Source organism: Rhodoferax sp. (assembly GCF_010365055.1).
In the GTDB taxonomy this organism is placed as follows: Bacteria; Pseudomonadota; Gammaproteobacteria; order Burkholderiales; family Burkholderiaceae_C; genus Rhodoferax.
On the sequence record NZ_JAAFHA010000013.1, the window covers coordinates 45,892 to 61,017 of the forward strand.

A 15,126-nucleotide genomic window follows, 5' to 3' on the forward strand; every position below is an offset into this window, starting at 1 on the left:
TATCATTTCGGGCTGTGCTTGTCGCAGCCCTTTAGCAGACATCACTCAATCCCTTCGACCAGCTCGGGACGAACGGTAAAAAGGAACAATCACCATGGATTTCGATTTCACAGACGACCAGGAACAACTGCGCGATGCCGTGCGCAAATGGGTTGACAAAGGCTACAACTTCGAGCGCCGCCGCAGCACCGTCAAGACTGGGGGCTTTTCACCCGAAGCATTCCGTGAAATAGCCGAGCTGGGCCTGTGCGGCCTCTACATCCCGGAGCAATATGACGGCATGGGCATGGGCCCGGTCGAGGGCATGGTGGTGATGGAGGAGCTCGGGCGCGGCATCGTGCTGGAGCCTCTGAACCAGAGCCTGATCGCAGGCGGCGTTCTGAGCGGCTACGCGTCCGAGGCGGTCAAGTCCGCCTGGCTGCCAAAAATAGCCAGCGGCGAAGCGCTGGTGGTGCTGGCGTACCAGGAGCGCGCGGCGCGCTACCGGCTTGACAGTTGCCAGGCAAAAGCGGTCTTAGCCCCCGCAGGCTATACGCTGACAGCTATCAAAAGCATTGTGCCCGCGGGTGATCAGGCCGACGCCTTCATGGTGCCCGCCCGGCTCGACGGCCAGCTGGCCTTGTTTCTGGTGGAGCGCACCGCCAGCGGTGTCAGCACCCAGGGTTATGGCACGCAGGACGGCAGCCGGGCGGCCGAGGTCACGCTGCAAAATGCCCCCGCGACGCTGATCACACTCGATGGCTTGAGCGCGCTGGAGCACGCGGTGGACATCGGCATTGCCAGCGCCTGTGCCGAAGCAGTTGGTGTGATGGACAAAACGCTGGCCATCACCGCCGAGTACATGAACACGCGCAAGCAGTTCGGCGTCGCCATCGCCAGCTTCCAGGCGCTGCGGCACCGCGCTGCGGACATGAAAATGCAGCTCGAGTTGGCACGCTCCATGAGTTTTTATGCCGCGCTCAAACTCAACGCCCCCGCGCCCGAGCGCCGCGCCGCGATGGCCCGTGCCAAATACCAGCTCGGCAATTCGATGCGATTGGTTGGCCAGCAGGCGGTGCAACTGCACGGCGGCATCGGCGTGACCGACGAATACATCGTGAGCCATTACTTCAAGAAGCTGACCCAACTGGAAATGACGTTTGGTGACAGCCTGCACCATCTGGGTGAGGTATCAAACCGGATGCAGGACACGGCCGGGGTGTTTGCGTGAGCCTGCCCGCAGGTCCGGCCCAGCTGTAACAGCAGATGAACGGAACATGGCGCGCATTCGAGCGTGCCTGTTCCGGCCATCGTCGGGGTCACATCGACTCTAATCCTCCGAGTCTGGAATCACGGCGCCAATCACGGCGCCAGTCGCCTTGACGCCGGTCGACACCACCGTTGCCGCCACCGTCACAACCGCGCCAGTGACGGCCACGACCGCACACCCGGAGCACATCAGCAAGCTGGTGGCAAGCACAACTTTTGAAACCCCATCAACAACTCGCCGCATCTGAGTCCTCCCGATATTTGAGTCCTGATTATCGGGGCGCCAAGGTTCACCCCATGCCGCAGTCGTGTCATAAACTACAAGCGAATGTTTCATTTTCAACAGTCGGGGAAATAGCATGTTCAAAGCCATACTGATTACCAAAGACGATGCCGGTTACAAGGCCGCGCTTCAGACCATCGACGAGGCCGTGCTGCCGGCTGGCGACGTCACGGTCCGGGTCGAGTGGTCAACGCTCAACTACAAGGATGCGCTGGCGATCACCGGACGATCACCGGTGGTTCGACGCTTTCCCATGGTCCCAGGCATCGATTTCGCGGGTACCGTGGTCGAAAGCGCCAACGCAGCCTGGCAGGCGGGCGACAAGGTCATCCTGAACGGCTGGGGTGTCGGCGAAACCCACTGTGGTGGACTCGCTGAAGTGGCGCGGGTCAAGGGCGAGTGGCTGCTTGCGCTGCCAATAGCCTTCACGGCTCGCCAGGCCATGGCGATCGGCACCGCCGGCTATACCGCCATGCTGTGCGTCCTGGCACTGGAGAAGCATGGCATCGGGCCGACCAAGGGCGAGATTCTCGTGACGGGCGCCAGCGGCGGTGTCGGCAGCGTCGCCATCGCCTTGCTGGCCAGGTTGGGCTACACCGTGGTCGCGTCAACCGGCCGCACCGCCGAGGCTGACTACCTCAAGGCGCTGGGCGCAAGCCAGGTCATGGACCGCAGCGAACTCTCAGCGCCCGGCAAGCCCATCGGCAAGGAGCGCTGGGCCGGGGTGATTGATACCGTCGGCAGCCATACGCTGGCCAATGCCTGCGCCACCACCCAATACCGCGGTGCTGTGGCCGCTTGCGGACTGGCGGGCGGAATGGATTTCCCGGCCTCGGTGGCGCCATTCATCCTGCGCAACGTGACCCTTTATGGCATCGACAGTGTCATGGCCCCGCTCAACGTTCGTCAAGAAGCATGGCAGCGGCTTGCCCGCGACCTCGACATCACCAAGCTCGAAGCTATCACCCGTGAAATAAGTCTTTCAGAAACCATCGCAGTGGCGACAGAATTGCTGGAAGGCAAGGTGCGCGGTCGTGTTGTGGTTGATGTGAAACGTTAATAGGAACCCGGCTGCAAAGCCCAAGATCCCGCAAAATATCGCTTATTCTGGATTGATTTCAAATGACCCTGCGCATCAGCCTCTACGTCATCGCCGCCGCCCTCATGGCTGCGCATTTTTTCAGGATCAGCAGCTTTTTTGTGGTTGGCCTGTGTTTGGCAACACCTCTGCTGTTTTTCTACAAGAGCCGCTGGAGCCTTTTTCTGTTGCAGTTCGCGGCCTATTGCGCAACAGCGAGTTGGCTGGGCACCGCCGTTCAACTCGTCCAGTTTCGACAGCAAATCGACCGACCCTGGACCGCTGCCGCCATTATTCTGGGTTCTGTCGCCCTGTTCACGCTGATGACGGGCGTGCTGCTCAACGCCCGCAGCCTGCGTGAGCGTTACCCTTTCTAGCCCGTTCCAACACTCGAAATAACACTGGGCACAATCCATCTGGCTATAATTTGTCATGCAGCCTTACAGATAAATTGGAGCCCTGATGATTGATCCGCTAGAGCGACCGTCTTCTCTTGTGGAGCGCGTCGTGCACAAACTGCAGACCGAGATTCAGTCAGGGGTCTATCCAGCCAACACACGGCTGCCGGCCGAGCAAACGCTGGCCGACAACTTCAAGGTCAGTCGCCCGGTCATCCGGGAGGCCATTGCCCGGCTCAAGGTCGATCACATTCTGGTGACGCGCAAGGGATCGGGGGCCTATGTGTCCGACAACCCGGTGGGCAACGCCTATCGGCTGGCAGACAGCAGCAAAGCGGGTGGGCCAGAGATCAATTTTCAGCACGTCTTTGAACTGCGTTATTGGGCCGAATGTGCAGCGGCCGAACTCGCGGCGCTGCGGCGCACCCCGAACGATTTGCTGGCCATGCGCTGCGCGCTGGATGACATGGACCGCTGCGCGGACGACTTTGCGGCCGCTGGCGTGGCAGACCTTGCTTTTCACCGGGCCATCGCAATTGCCACCCACAATCCCTATTTCTCAGGTTTTGTCGACTTTCTGGCGCACCAGTTGCTTGAAACCCGCCGCCTGGCGTGGGAAAACTCGGCGCAACGTGCGCTCGGGCCGTCACCCGCTCAACAAGAACACCGATTGATACTGGCGGCCATCGTCGCCGCTGATCCCAAAGCGGCGCGCGAGGCGGCGTGCGCGCATCTGCTGACCGCCGCCCAACGACTTGGACTGTCCTTGTCGTTCAACGCTCAGGCATCCGCAACTTATCCGCTGGAGAAGGCTGCGCATGGAACGCGTTGACTGCGTCGTGATCGGCGCCGGCGTCGTGGGCTTGGCCGTGGCGCGCCGCTTGGCGCAGGACGGGCGCGAGGTGATGGTGCTGGAGGCCGCCCACAGCATCGGCACCGGCACCAGTTCCCGCAACAGCGAAGTGATTCATGCCGGCATTTACTACGCACAAAACTCCTTGAAGGCGACCCTGTGTGTGCGCGGCAAGGAGGCGCTCTATGCCTATTGCGAAAGCCGCGCCATCCCCCACCGGCGCTGCGGCAAACTGATTGTCGCGACCGATGTCGGCCAAGTGGGCGCGCTGCAAGCCTTGCGGGACAAGGCCTGCGCCAATGGAGTTTTTGATCTGCAGAGCTTGACGGCCGCGCAGGTCAAGGCCATGGAGCCCGACATTTCTTGTCTGGCTGCGCTGCTGTCGCCCAGCACCGGCATCATTGACAGCCATGCCTTCATGCTGCAGCTGCAAGCCGACGCCGAGCAGGCCGGCGCCTTATTTGCCTTTCAGTCGCCCGTTGAGGGTGGTGAGATCAGGCCTGACGGCATTGCCTTGGGCGTCCAGGGCGCCATGGAGCCCTTGCTGGCCCGCAGCGTCATCAATTGCGCCGGGCTGCAGGCGCAGCAGGTCGCTGCGTGTCTGGTCGGCCTGCCCGCAGCCAGCATCCCACCCTTGTTCTATGCCAAGGGCAACTATTTCTCATTCAGCGGACGGGCCAATTTTTCGCATCTGATTTATCCGATGCCTGAAGCCGGTGGCCTGGGCATCCATCTCACGCTGGACTTGGGCGGACGACCACGCTTTGGCCCGGATGTGCAATGGGTGTCAAAAATTAACTACGCCGTGGACGCAGACCGACTGGCCACCTTTCAAAACCAGATCCGCCATTACTGGCCGGGCGTCGACGCGGGGACTTTGCAGCCCGACTATGTCGGCATCCGGCCCAAATTGGCGGCGCAGGGCGCACCGGCCGCAGACTTTCAAATTGACGATCACACCCGGCATGGCATCCCGGGCCTGGTCAATCTGTTTGGCATCGAATCGCCCGGACTCACCGCCGCGCTGGCCATCGCCGACCATGTGGCGCAAAGCCTGAGCGCCTGAGCGCCCGGGTGGCGGTGGCGCCTGCCAAACCAATACAGCCCAAGACTGAGCAGCCTTTGATTGATATGCCAATTTCGCACAAAATATGATCCCTTGCATAGAGAATTAGCTATATTATTTATAGCGTATTACACAGCAAATTAAAGGGCCTCAATCAAGAAGCAGTGATACTTTTGATGGCATCAAAGAGCTCGTAAAAAATCAAGCTATGAGATATGAGCATGATTGTGCGATGGCGATCAGGCTATCGCCCCAAAAGTAGTCCCCCCAGCGCCAGGCTGCCCACGGCGTTCTATCCAGTGGGCGCGAGGCGCATGGCCTCTTTTTGAAAAGCATCGACCAGCCGTATGCGAGACGATCCTTTGTTCCAAAGCAGGCCGACCTCCCGATTTTGGTGGGGTCGTGAAACCGGTATTTTTTTTAGCGAAAGACCTTGCGGCCAAGGCGGCGCCCAGTCCGGGATCAAAGACACACCTAAATTTTGATCCACCATGACGGCGATCGCGTCCAGTGCATCCAGTTCAAACCGGACTTTCGGGGCCAAGCCTGCCTGCTGCAAATAGCGCTCCGCCAGATAACCACCCCATTGATTCCTGTCATAACTGATGAACGGGTGACTCATTAGAAGCGCATGGGCGTCATCTTGCGTTGTAGCGGATGAGGCGATGACGATCAATGGCTCCTTTCTCAGACTGACCCAGTCCAGCACTTTCGGAATGGGAAACCCCGGCCTGACCATGAGGGCGGCATCCAGATCGCCGTTGTGAACGCGTCGATACAGCCGTTCCGAGGAACCGGGTTCGATGAAGACTTCAACTTCTGAATGCAATCTGACCAGTTGTCCGAGAATGTGCGGAATCATTCCGGTCAGGGCGGTTGCGATGGCACCAATCCTCAGTTCACCAGAAAGAATGCCATCGTCGACCACAAAACGCAGGTCGTTGAAATCTCGCAAAACACCTCGAGCCCGCAACGCTAGTTTGGCACCGGCTTCGGTCGGCCGCACCGTGCGCCCGGCGCGCATGACCAGCTTGGTTCCCATCTCCGCTTCCAGCGTCTGCAAGCGTTGCGCCACGGCCCCTGGCGTGACATTCATTTGACGCGCGGCGTCAACCAGCGTGCCACTGTGAACAACCGCAATCAATGTCTCAAGAAATAAGGTATCCATAACGCAGAAAAAATGCTTCCTGAAAGAATGATAGCGGCCTTTACCTATCTTTCCGAAACCCCCACACTCGCGCTAGCATTTTTGGCGTGAAGAAATTCCACCATTGAGGCGTCTTTCGCCAATGCAATCAACATGGAGACTGTTTATGGATATGGGATTAGCAGGTAAGACCGCACTGGTGCTTGGCGCAGGTGGCGGATTGGGGTGTGCCATTGCAACTTCCTTGGCACGCGAAGGGGCCAACGTCGCGGTAGCCGATATCAATGAAGAGGCGCTCATGCGCACCGTTGAGTCGGTGCAAAAAGCGGGCGGCACCGCCCTCCCCCTGCTGTGGGATATTGGCGACCTGTCGGTGGTGGATGCGCGCATTCTGGAAATTGAAAGCCGGTTTGGTGGCGTGGATGTACTGATCAACAATACAGGCGGCCCACCGCCCACCACGGCCTTCGGCCAGGACGCCGCCCTGTGGACGCGCAATTTTCAGACCATGGTGTTGTCGGTGCTGGCCATCACGGATCGTGTGCTGCCGGGTATGCGCGTCAAGAAGTGGGGACGGATCATCACCAGCACCTCTTCTGGCGTGGTGACTCCCATCCCGAATCTGGCGATCTCCAATGCGCTGCGTTTGTCCCTGGTCGGCTGGTCCAAGACGCTGGCACGCGAAGTGGCCCAGGACGGCATCACCTGCAACATTGTTTTGCCCGGCAGAATTGCAACCGAGCGCATCAAGTTTCTCGATGACGCCAAAGCGAAGAGAGAAGGACGCACCGTGTCGCAAGTCTGTGCCGAAAGCACCAGCGCCATCCCCATGGGCCGGTACGGCAACCCGCAAGAATATGCCGATGTCGTGACCTTCCTGGCCAGCACGCGGTCGTCCTATATGACGGGGTCGACGCTGCGAGTGGATGGTGGAATGATTTCCAGCATCTGATACACACACTGTCAAACAAGGCGACCCATGACTACAGAAACACTTCCGCTGGACGCAGACCTCATCCGCACGCTGTCCAATGTCACAACAGCTACCCTGACGACGGTGCTCCTGAAAAAAGGCCTTCGTCATATCTGGCTCAGGGGCACCATGCCGATCAAAGGCGATCAGCCGCGTCTCGTTGGACGGGCCTTCACCTTGCGCTTCGTCCCTGCTCGCGAAGATCTGGCCACGCCGGAATCCTGGTCCTCGCCAATCTCGACACGGGCGGCCATCGAAGCCATGCCCGCAGGCTGTATTGCCGTGGTCGATGCCATGGGCGTGACGGATGCCGGGATTTTCGGCGACATCCTGTGTACACGGATGAGCAAACGGGGCGTTGCAGGTCTTGTCACCGACGGCGTGGTGCGCGACTTGGCGGGTGTGCTCGACAGCGGATTTCCGGTCTGGTGCGCAGGCACGGCGGCGCCACCGTCGGTGGCTGCCCTGACGTTCGTGAGCTGGCAGGAACCGATTGCCTGCGGTGGCGTCGCCGTTTTTCCCAACGATGTCATCGTCGTCGATTCAGATGGCGCAGTGCTCATTCCGGCGGCTCTGCTGGAAGAGGTGGTGGCCTTGGCGGTCGAACAAGAACGCCTTGAATCATGGATCATGAACGAGGTTGAAAATGGAGCGGCCTTGCCGGGACTTTACCCACCGAATGCCGCGGCAAAAGCCCGCTATGAAGCGTCAAAAGTAAAAGCATGAATCAATTAGCTGCAAGCGCCAAGGGCGCCTATTTGATTGCCATCACCCCGTTTGCAGAGAACGGTGCGCTCGACCTGGCAAGCACAGATCGGATGGTCGATTTCTATCTGGCCAAGGGCGCAGCCGGCCTGACCATCCTGGGCATTCTCGGAGAAGCGACCAAGTTAACGGCTGAAGAGTCAAAGTTATTCACCCAACAGGTGCTGCAGCGTGTGAATGGCCGTGTCCCGGTCGTGGTGGGCGCATCATCTGCAGGTTTTGCAGCCATGCGTGAATTGACGGAGAGCGTGATGGCGCTGGGGGCCTCGGGCGTCATGATTGCGCCCCCTGCTTCAGTGCGCACCGATGATCAAATCGTGGCCTACTTTGACATGGTCAACGAGACGCTTGGCAGCGACGTGCCCTGGGTTCTGCAGGACCATCCGGTCTCCACCGGCGTACAGATGTCGACCGGAGTGATTTTGCGCATCATCAAAAATTCCCCCACCTGCGTGATGCTCAAGCATGAAGATTCCCCTGGCCTGGCCAAGTTGTCGGCGCTTCGTGCTGCGAGCGATCGGGGCGAGGCAAAGCGTGTGGCAATCCTGACCGGCAACGGCGGCGGACTGTTCTTGCCGGAAGAATTGACGCGCGGCGCCGACGGCGCCATGACCGGCTTTGCCTACCCAGAGATGATGGTCGATGTCATCACGGCTCATGCGGCCGGTGAGATTGACAAGGCGCACGATATTTTCGATGCCTACCTGCCGCTGGCACGCTATGAGCAACAGCCCGGCATCGGCCTGGCGGTGAGAAAACACATCATGGCCCAGCGCGGCGCCATTGCCTGCGCGACGCTGCGCAAACCCGGGCCGCAGCTGTCAAACGCCGACATGGCCGACATTGCCCGCTTGACCGAACGGCAAACCAGACGCCTGCAAGAGCTTCAGTCAATCCAGACATCCTGATATCCCGGCGCCCCTCGGTGGCGCGTCACACGCCCATCAGGGCAGCCAGCCGCGGGAAAACCCCTAAGCATTGGGTGCTCCCGGCTGACCATTCAACTTCCATTTGTTGTATTCTGTAAGGCAGCCTGACAAAAATCTTTAACCCTGATCACAAGGAGACAGTTCCATGCGTTTTATCCACAAACTCGGTCTTGCCCTGGGCCTTGGTGCCGCCATCGCCAGCAGTGCTGGCCTGGCGCAGCAAGCGCAATTCGTCAACGTGCTGACCGGCGGTCAAAGCGGCGTCTACTACCCGCTGGGCGTTGCCCTGTCGCAGATTTTTGTCAAAGCCATTCCCAATGTGCGCTCGACCGCGCAGGTCACCAAAGCCTCCGCTGAAAACCTCAACCTGCTGCAGGCCGGCCGGGGTGAACTGGCGCTGTCACTGGGCGACTCGGTGTCTGACGCCTGGCAAGGCAAGGAAGAAGCGGGCTTCAAGACCAAACTCGACAAGCTGCGCGGTCTCTCGGCCACCTACAACAACTACATCCAGATCATCGCCAGTGCCGACTCCGGCATCAAAACGCTGGCCGACCTGAAAGGCAAGCGGGTGTCGGTCGGCGCCGCCAAGTCGGGTACCGAGCTCAACGCGCGTGCGGTTCTGAAGGCCGCCGGCCTGAGTTACAGCGATTTGTCCAAGGTGGAATACCTGCCCTTTGGCGAGTCTGTCGAACTGATGAAAAACCGCCAGCTTGACGCCACGCTGCAGTCGGCTGGATTGGGCGTGGCCTCCATCCGCGACCTGGCGACCTCGATCAAGATCGTCGTCGTCTCGGTGCCCGCTGATGTGGTTGCCAAAGTCGGTGACCCTGCCTACCAGAGCGTCATGATCCCGGCCAACACCTATACCGGCCAAACCACCGATGTACCCACCGCAGCCATCCCCAACTTTTTGGTGACGCACTCGGGCGTGTCCGATGAACTGGCCTACCAGATGACCAAAGCGCTGTACGAAAACCTCGACACGCTCTACGCCGCGCACAACGCGGCCAAGTCGATCAAGCGCGAGAACGCCATCAAGGGCATGTCGATCCCCCTGCACCCCGGCGCCACGCGCTACTACAAGGAAGTTGGCCTGATCAAGTGATGGGCTAACCCGCATCAGGTGCGATCCCGGACAGGCCAGGCAGACCGCTGCCTTGCCTGTTACCGTAATTTTTCCGATTGACTCGAGGTTTTATGAGCGACAGCAACGACGGCCAGCGCAGCGAGCTTCACGGCGCCATTTTCTGGGTGGCCATCTTCTTTTCCAGCTTTCAGCTCCTCACGGCGGCCTTCAGCCCGCTGTCGAGCCAGGTGGTGCGCACGGTGCATGTGGGCTTTGTGCTGCTGATGGTCTTTGCCTTGTTCCCGCCCTTTGGCGGTCAGGGGAAAAATGGGGCTCTTTGGCGGGCGTTGGGCTGGGTGCTGGGCCTGACCGGCTTTGTCTTCAGCCTGTACCACTGGTACTTCGAGGCCGACCTGACGCAGCGCGCCGGTGAACTGATCCCCATGGACTGGGTCATTGGCGTCGTGACCATTGCCCTGGTGTTTGAAGCGGCCCGGCGTGTCATGGGCTGGGGCCTGCCCGTGATTTGCGGCACTTTTTTGCTCTACGCCCTGTTCGGTGAACACCTGCCCGGCGCGCTGGCACACCGCGGTTTCGGGCTCGACCAAGTCGTCAGCACCCTGGGTTTCGGCACCGAAGGCATTTACGGCACGCCGACCTATGTGTCGTCGTCCTATATTTTTCTCTTCATCCTATTTGGCGCCTTTCTGGAACAGGCGGGAATGATCGACCTGTTCACTGACTTTGCCATGGGCACGGTCGGCCACACGCGGGGGGGTCCGGCCAAGGTGTCGGTGATCTCGTCGGGCCTGATGGGCACCATCAACGGCTCGGGCGTGGCCAACGTGGTCACCACCGGCCAGTTCACCATTCCACTGATGAAGCGCTTTGGCTACAGCTCGGCCTTTGCCGGCGGGGTTGAGGCCACCTCCAGCATGGGCGGGCAGATCATGCCGCCGGTCATGGGCGCCGTGGCTTTCATCATGGCCGAAACGATCAATGTGCCCTACATTGCGATCGTGCAGGCGGCGCTGATTCCGGCCATCCTGTACTTTGTCACCGCCTTCTGGATGGTGCACCTGGAGGCCGGTCGCAAGGGGCTGATCGGTCTGCCCAAGGAAGAATGTCCCAACCCTTGGACGGCGGTGCGCCTGCGCTGGTACCTGCTGCTGCCGCTGGTGGGCTTGGTGACCTTGCTGTTTTCGGGCTACACGCCTTTGTTTTCCGGCACCGTGGGGCTGGCCCTGACCGTGGTGCTGATCTTTGGCGCGGCCTCACTCAGCGGCGTGAGAAGTCTGGGCCGACGCGCGCTCTTCTGGGTCCTGCTGGGCTTTGCCTGTGCCGGTTTCTTCCAGTTTGGCGTGGGCACTTTTTTCGTCATCGTCGCCCTGTTGCTGGCGCTGACTTTCATTCGCCGCACCGGCGGTGATGCCCGCCAACTCGCGGTGCGTGCGCTGGTGGATGGCGCACGCCATGCGCTGCCGGTGGCGATTGCCTGTGCGCTGGTCGGCGTGATCATCGGCGTCATCAACCTGACCGGCGTGGCCGCCGAACTGGGTGGACGCATCATCGCCGTGGGCGAGGACAGCCTGTTTTTGGCACTGCTGCTGACCATGGTGATCTGCCTCGTGCTGGGCATGGGCATTCCGACCATTCCCAACTACATCATCACCAGTTCGCTGGCCGCACCGGTGTTGCTCAAGCTCGGTGTCCCGCTGATCGTGTCGCACATGTTTGTTTTTTACTTTGGCATCATGGCCGACCTGACGCCACCGGTGGCGCTGGCGGCGTTTGCGGCGGCACCGATTGCGCGTGAGAGTGGCTTGAAAATTAGCATCCAGGCGATGCGGATAGCGATTGCCGGATTCATCGTGCCGTTCATGGCGGTCTATAGCCCGGCACTGATGCTGCAAAGTGGCGACTGGTTAGACACCACCTGGATCGTGTTCAAGGCCCTGGTCGCCATCGCCATGTGGGGCGCTGGCGCGATTGGCTTTTTGATCACCCCGCTGAACTGGATTGAGCGCATCGTGGCGATTCTGGCGGCGAGCTTGCTGGTGGTGGCCCTGCCTTTTACCGATGAGATGGGGCTGGCCCTGATTGCGCTGTTCATCCTGTGGCATGTCTGGCGCAGCCGAGGCCAACGCGGTCAGTCTGCCCACGCCACCCCAGGTTAAGCCACAACGACGCATGATTCTGGGGGTCTGCCTGACATTGGCTGCCACGCTGGGCACCGCGGCTGTGCAAACCGTTTTCGTTCCGGTGGATCGTTTTACGCTGGCCTGGATGCACTCCATTGAGAAAGTGCGCTGGGAAGAAGACTACGGCGTGGTCGCAGGCGCTGACCCACGCCAGCCCCCGATGCTGCTTGCCCTGCAGGCCCGGGTGCGCGGCTCCGGCGCTGGCATGGAACCGCCGCCAGACGCCCAATTGCGCGACGGCTGGTATGCCTACACGCCACAGATTCAGCGTCCACTGGCGCTGCGGCTGACGCGCTCCATCTACACGGCAGACTACGATTTTTGCAGCGCGGGCCGGTGTCGCCCGATGTCGGAATTGCTTCCCTCCGACGGCGACATCACACTGCTTGAGCCGTGCCGCGCCGGCCCACCCGGCCCCGTTGACCAAACCGCCCCAGAGCTCAGCCCCACAGGTCCAGCGGCGGGTCCGTCACCACCGCCTGCAAAATATCCGAGCGCGACACAAAGCCAATGACACGGCCCTGTTCGTCCACCACCGGCAAGCCCGGCAGGCCGGTATCGAGCAGCACACGCGCCACGCGACGAATATCGATATCTGGCGAGACGCTGGGCACCGGCGTCCACATGATGTCCTGCACACTTTGCGCCAGCAGCGCGCGCCAGACCAGGGCATGGCTGTCAGGTGTGGGCAGGCGCTCCGGCCGCAAGAGATCAGCGCGCGACAGCAAACCCACCAGCGTGCCGGCGGCGTTGAGCACCGGGGCCTGACCGACACCCTGCTCGGCCAGCATCTGCCAGGCCTGCCCCACAGTGGCGGTATCAAGCAGGGTGATCACGGCCCGGCTCATCAAGGACTCCACCAGCTTGAGGGGTTGGCGCTGCTGGGGCAGCGCCTTTTGCGTCTCGGCGTAGGCCGCCAGCGCGCTGCGATGCGCCTCGTCACTTGGGGTGGCCTGCGGCATCAGCCCGGCGTAGGCGGCATCTTCGGGCGGATCGCGCCCATCACGGCCCAAGGCCTTGATGGCGTTGGAACGCGCGATAGCGCCGACCCCCTTGACCTGGCGCAGTTGCTCCATGGAACCGCGAAACAACTGCCCTGCCACACCATAGATTGAGAACATGGTCTGCCCCTTGTTTTGTTCGGGCCGACTATAGCCTGCGAGGGGTCAAGGATGGGGCGGCAGAAACAGCGACTGCAAGTCACTCAGAAAATCAAAACCGCGCACGCTCGGCGTAACGCGGGCCAGGTCGCGCACGATCAAGCCCTGCGCTTGAGCCTGCTCCAGCGCGTCTTGAATGGCGGTGATGGCCAGTCCGGTGCGCTCAGAGAACTGCTGCAGGGCAAAGCCGTCTTTCAAACGCAAGGCATTCAACATGAACTCAAACGGCAAATCAGCCCGGCTGACCTCTGCATCTTGCGCCAGGCAGTGACCCGCCAAGGCTTGTTCCATATAGCGTGCCGGCTCGCGAAAGCGCACCTGGCGCACCACCCGATGCGCAAAACTAAGTTTGCTGTGCGCGCCGGCACCCAGACCCAGGTAGTCGCCAAATTGCCAGTAATTGAGGTTGTGAAAACAGCGGTGGCCGGGCGCGGCATAGGCCGACACTTCGTAGCGCTGCAGGCCCGCCGCGCCCGTCAGGTCGGTGATCAAGTCCAGCATGTCGTAAGCGGTGTCGTCCTCAGGCAGCGGCGGCGGGTACTTGGCAAAGAAGGTATTGGGCTCGATGGTGAGCTGATAAATCGAAATGTGCGGCGGCTTGAAGGTCAACGCAAGGGCCATGTCCTGCTGGACGTCTGCCAGGGTCTGCCCCGGCAGCGCGTACATGAGGTCCAGGTTGAAAGTGTCAAACGCCTGGGCCGCTTCTTCGACGGCAGCGAGCGCTTGCGCCCTGTCGTGCACCCGGCCCAGCGCTTTCAAGAATGAATCGTTGAAGCTCTGCACACCCACCGACAGGCGGGTCACGCCGGCGCCACGAAAGGCCCGAAAGCGATCTTTCTCAAAGGTGCCCGGATTGGCTTCCAGCGTAATTTCGCAAGCCGCCGCCAGCCGCAGCCGCGCCCGGATGCCACTCAGCAGGCGGTCGACGGCCTCAGGCGAAAACAGGCTGGGCGTGCCGCCCCCGATAAAAATGCTGTGCACCGTGCGGCCCCAGATCAGCGGCAAGGCGGCCTCCAGGTCGGCCATCAGAGCGGCCAGGTAGCGCTGCTCGGGCAACTCGGCGACGCGCGTCTCATGCGAGTTGAAGTCGCAATAGGGGCACTTTTTCAGACACCAGGGCAGATGCACATACAGCGACAGCGGCGGCAAGGCGGCCAACTGCAGCATGCCCGGGCGCAGGTAGTGCTGGACGTCTTGTGGCGCTGAAGTTGACTCAAAGGCGGGGACCACAGAAATCATGCGCAGTCCGCCACGCTTGAGAGCCAGCGCTCGCGCATCAACGCCAGCATCGTCTGCACCGCCCGGCCCCGGTGGCTGTTAGCGTTCTTGACCTCTACCGGCAACTGGGCAAAGGTCCGGCCAAACTCGGGGATGTACATCACCGGATCAAAACCAAAGCCGTTGCTGCCCACCGGCGCACGGGCAATCTCGCCCACCACCCGGCCGACGGCGATCAAAGGCTCCGGATCTTGCGCTGAACGCACCGCCACCAACGTGCTCACCAGCGCGGCACGCCGATTCTCCACGTCGCGCATCTGCTCCAGCAGGGCGCGCACATTGTTGTCGTCGCCTTTTTCATAGCCAAACTGGGTGGCGTAGAAGGCGGTCTGCACCCCCGGCAGCCCGCCAAAAGCGTCGACACACAAGCCAGCGTCGTCGGCCAGCGCGGGCAAGCCGCTGTGGCTACTTGCATGGCGCGCCTTGGCGAGCGCGTTTTCGACAAAGGTGTGGTACGGCTCAGGCGCCTCGGGAATGCCGAGCTCGCCCTGGCAGATCAGCTTGACACCGAGCGGCGTCAACATGGCGCGCAGCTCGGCCAATTTACCCGGGTTGTTGGAAGCTAAGACAATTTTCATGAAATAGGGCTGTAGCCCCCTACAGGGACTTCCCACCAAATCAAGAGGTATTGGATTTATTTTTTGATAGGCGGTATTCATTGCATTGATGTAAACGAAAGCG

The 15,126-nt window shown here is 61.0% G+C and carries 16 protein-coding genes; 11 read left to right on the forward strand and 5 right to left on the reverse strand.

The genetic code is table 11. The features are described from left to right. The first annotated feature begins 94 nt into the window (after positions 1-94). Positions 95-1,210 (forward strand): acyl-CoA dehydrogenase family protein, encoded by a 1,116-nt coding sequence (locus GZ093_RS05415; RefSeq protein WP_296483139.1) that lies wholly within the window; start codon positions 95-97, stop codon positions 1,208-1,210. A gap of 99 nt (positions 1,211-1,309) precedes the next feature. On the opposite strand, the gene GZ093_RS05420 is transcribed toward GZ093_RS05415, so the two are convergent. Then, a complete protein-coding gene (locus GZ093_RS05420; protein ID WP_296483142.1) occupies positions 1,310-1,492 on the reverse strand; it encodes a hypothetical protein in 183 nt (60 codons plus the stop codon). 115 nt (positions 1,493-1,607) lie between these two features. On the opposite strand from GZ093_RS05420, the gene GZ093_RS05425 reads away from it, so the two are divergent. The 4 genes from GZ093_RS05425 to GZ093_RS05440 all read left to right on the forward strand — a co-directional run bounded on the left by GZ093_RS05425 (position 1,608) and on the right by GZ093_RS05440 (position 4,926). Next, positions 1,608-2,591, forward strand: coding sequence for an MDR family oxidoreductase (locus GZ093_RS05425; protein ID WP_296483145.1), 984 nt, complete (start codon positions 1,608-1,610; stop codon positions 2,589-2,591). A gap of 62 nt (positions 2,592-2,653) precedes the next feature. After that, positions 2,654-2,986: a hypothetical protein gene (locus GZ093_RS05430; protein ID WP_296483148.1), complete on the forward strand. Its 333-nt coding sequence runs from the start codon at positions 2,654-2,656 to the stop codon at positions 2,984-2,986. 85 nt (positions 2,987-3,071) lie between these two features. After that, entirely contained in the window at positions 3,072-3,839 is a 768-nt protein-coding gene (locus GZ093_RS05435) for a FadR/GntR family transcriptional regulator (protein ID WP_363260242.1), read from the forward strand. Beyond that, positions 3,826-4,926 carry an NAD(P)/FAD-dependent oxidoreductase gene (locus GZ093_RS05440; RefSeq protein WP_296483151.1) on the forward strand — a complete coding sequence of 367 codons (1,101 nt, stop codon included), beginning with the start codon at positions 3,826-3,828 and terminating at the stop codon, positions 4,924-4,926. Before GZ093_RS05435 ends, GZ093_RS05440 begins: the two co-directional genes overlap by 14 nt. 292 nt (positions 4,927-5,218) lie before the next feature. Here the strand turns inward: GZ093_RS05440 and GZ093_RS05445 are convergent, their stop codons facing one another. Next, positions 5,219-6,094, reverse strand: a complete 876-nt coding sequence (locus GZ093_RS05445; protein WP_296483154.1) for a LysR family transcriptional regulator — start codon at positions 6,092-6,094, stop codon at positions 5,219-5,221. A gap of 145 nt (positions 6,095-6,239) precedes the next feature. Between GZ093_RS05445 and GZ093_RS05450 the strand changes: the two genes are divergently transcribed. The 6 genes from GZ093_RS05450 to GZ093_RS05475 all read left to right on the forward strand — a co-directional run bounded on the left by GZ093_RS05450 (position 6,240) and on the right by GZ093_RS05475 (position 12,521). Beyond that, on the forward strand, positions 6,240-7,025 hold the full coding sequence (locus GZ093_RS05450) for an SDR family oxidoreductase (protein ID WP_296483156.1): 786 nt from the start codon (positions 6,240-6,242) through the stop codon (positions 7,023-7,025). Between the two features lie 27 nt (positions 7,026-7,052). Next, a complete protein-coding gene (locus GZ093_RS05455) occupies positions 7,053-7,772 on the forward strand; it encodes a ribonuclease activity regulator RraA (RefSeq protein WP_296483158.1) in 720 nt (239 codons plus the stop codon). Continuing rightward, positions 7,769-8,719, forward strand: a complete 951-nt coding sequence (locus tag GZ093_RS05460; protein ID WP_296483161.1) for a dihydrodipicolinate synthase family protein — start codon at positions 7,769-7,771, stop codon at positions 8,717-8,719. The genes GZ093_RS05455 and GZ093_RS05460 overlap by 4 nt, the downstream gene beginning before the upstream one ends. Before the next feature lie 166 nt (positions 8,720-8,885). Continuing rightward, on the forward strand, positions 8,886-9,845 hold the full coding sequence (locus tag GZ093_RS05465) for a TAXI family TRAP transporter solute-binding subunit (protein ID WP_296483164.1): 960 nt from the start codon (positions 8,886-8,888) through the stop codon (positions 9,843-9,845). A 92-nt stretch (positions 9,846-9,937) separates the two neighbouring features. Then, complete coding sequence (locus GZ093_RS05470) at positions 9,938-11,983, forward strand: TRAP transporter permease (protein WP_296483170.1); 2,046 nt, start codon at positions 9,938-9,940, stop codon at positions 11,981-11,983. Beyond that, a complete protein-coding gene (locus GZ093_RS05475; protein ID WP_296483173.1) occupies positions 11,928-12,521 on the forward strand; it encodes a DUF1850 domain-containing protein in 594 nt (197 codons plus the stop codon). The genes GZ093_RS05470 and GZ093_RS05475 overlap by 56 nt, the downstream gene beginning before the upstream one ends. On the opposite strand, the gene GZ093_RS05480 is transcribed toward GZ093_RS05475, so the two are convergent. Genes GZ093_RS05480 through rdgB form a run of 3 tightly spaced genes read right to left on the reverse strand, consistent with a single transcriptional unit; the run spans position 12,448 to position 15,023 of the window. After that, the gene (locus tag GZ093_RS05480) at positions 12,448-13,128 is read right to left on the reverse strand and encodes a CBS domain-containing protein (protein WP_296483175.1); all 681 of its coding nucleotides are present in this window, start codon (positions 13,126-13,128) and stop codon (positions 12,448-12,450) included. The two genes, GZ093_RS05475 and GZ093_RS05480, sit on opposite strands and share 74 nt — an antisense overlap. A 45-nt stretch (positions 13,129-13,173) precedes the next feature. Continuing rightward, entirely contained in the window at positions 13,174-14,406 is a 1,233-nt protein-coding gene (gene hemW / locus GZ093_RS05485; protein WP_296483178.1) for a radical SAM family heme chaperone HemW, read from the reverse strand. Further along, the gene (rdgB, locus tag GZ093_RS05490; RefSeq protein WP_296483181.1) at positions 14,403-15,023 is read right to left on the reverse strand and encodes an RdgB/HAM1 family non-canonical purine NTP pyrophosphatase; all 621 of its coding nucleotides are present in this window, start codon (positions 15,021-15,023) and stop codon (positions 14,403-14,405) included. The genes hemW and rdgB overlap by 4 nt, the downstream gene beginning before the upstream one ends. Positions 15,024-15,126 lie beyond the last annotated feature (103 nt).

What these genes read in the sequence shown, in the direction of transcription:
- GZ093_RS05415 (WP_296483139.1), top strand. Translation starts at nt 95, where the DNA reads ATGGATTTCGATTTCACAGACGACCAGGAACAACTGCGCGATGCCGTG.
- GZ093_RS05420 (WP_296483142.1), bottom strand. Translation starts at nt 1,492, where the DNA reads ATGCGGCGAGTTGTTGATGGGGTTTCAAAAGTTGTGCTTGCCACCAGC.
- GZ093_RS05425 (WP_296483145.1), top strand. Translation starts at nt 1,608, where the DNA reads ATGTTCAAAGCCATACTGATTACCAAAGACGATGCCGGTTACAAGGCC.
- GZ093_RS05430 (WP_296483148.1), top strand. Translation starts at nt 2,654, where the DNA reads ATGACCCTGCGCATCAGCCTCTACGTCATCGCCGCCGCCCTCATGGCT.
- GZ093_RS05435 (WP_363260242.1), top strand. Translation starts at nt 3,072, where the DNA reads ATGATTGATCCGCTAGAGCGACCGTCTTCTCTTGTGGAGCGCGTCGTG.
- GZ093_RS05440 (WP_296483151.1), top strand. Translation starts at nt 3,826, where the DNA reads ATGGAACGCGTTGACTGCGTCGTGATCGGCGCCGGCGTCGTGGGCTTG.
- GZ093_RS05445 (WP_296483154.1), bottom strand. Translation starts at nt 6,094, where the DNA reads ATGGATACCTTATTTCTTGAGACATTGATTGCGGTTGTTCACAGTGGC.
- GZ093_RS05450 (WP_296483156.1), top strand. Translation starts at nt 6,240, where the DNA reads ATGGATATGGGATTAGCAGGTAAGACCGCACTGGTGCTTGGCGCAGGT.
- GZ093_RS05455 (WP_296483158.1), top strand. Translation starts at nt 7,053, where the DNA reads ATGACTACAGAAACACTTCCGCTGGACGCAGACCTCATCCGCACGCTG.
- GZ093_RS05460 (WP_296483161.1), top strand. Translation starts at nt 7,769, where the DNA reads ATGAATCAATTAGCTGCAAGCGCCAAGGGCGCCTATTTGATTGCCATC.
- GZ093_RS05465 (WP_296483164.1), top strand. Translation starts at nt 8,886, where the DNA reads ATGCGTTTTATCCACAAACTCGGTCTTGCCCTGGGCCTTGGTGCCGCC.
- GZ093_RS05470 (WP_296483170.1), top strand. Translation starts at nt 9,938, where the DNA reads ATGAGCGACAGCAACGACGGCCAGCGCAGCGAGCTTCACGGCGCCATT.
- GZ093_RS05475 (WP_296483173.1), top strand. Translation starts at nt 11,928, where the DNA reads ATGTCTGGCGCAGCCGAGGCCAACGCGGTCAGTCTGCCCACGCCACCC.
- GZ093_RS05480 (WP_296483175.1), bottom strand. Translation starts at nt 13,128, where the DNA reads ATGTTCTCAATCTATGGTGTGGCAGGGCAGTTGTTTCGCGGTTCCATG.
- hemW (WP_296483178.1), bottom strand. Translation starts at nt 14,406, where the DNA reads ATGATTTCTGTGGTCCCCGCCTTTGAGTCAACTTCAGCGCCACAAGAC.
- rdgB (WP_296483181.1), bottom strand. Translation starts at nt 15,023, where the DNA reads ATGAAAATTGTCTTAGCTTCCAACAACCCGGGTAAATTGGCCGAGCTG.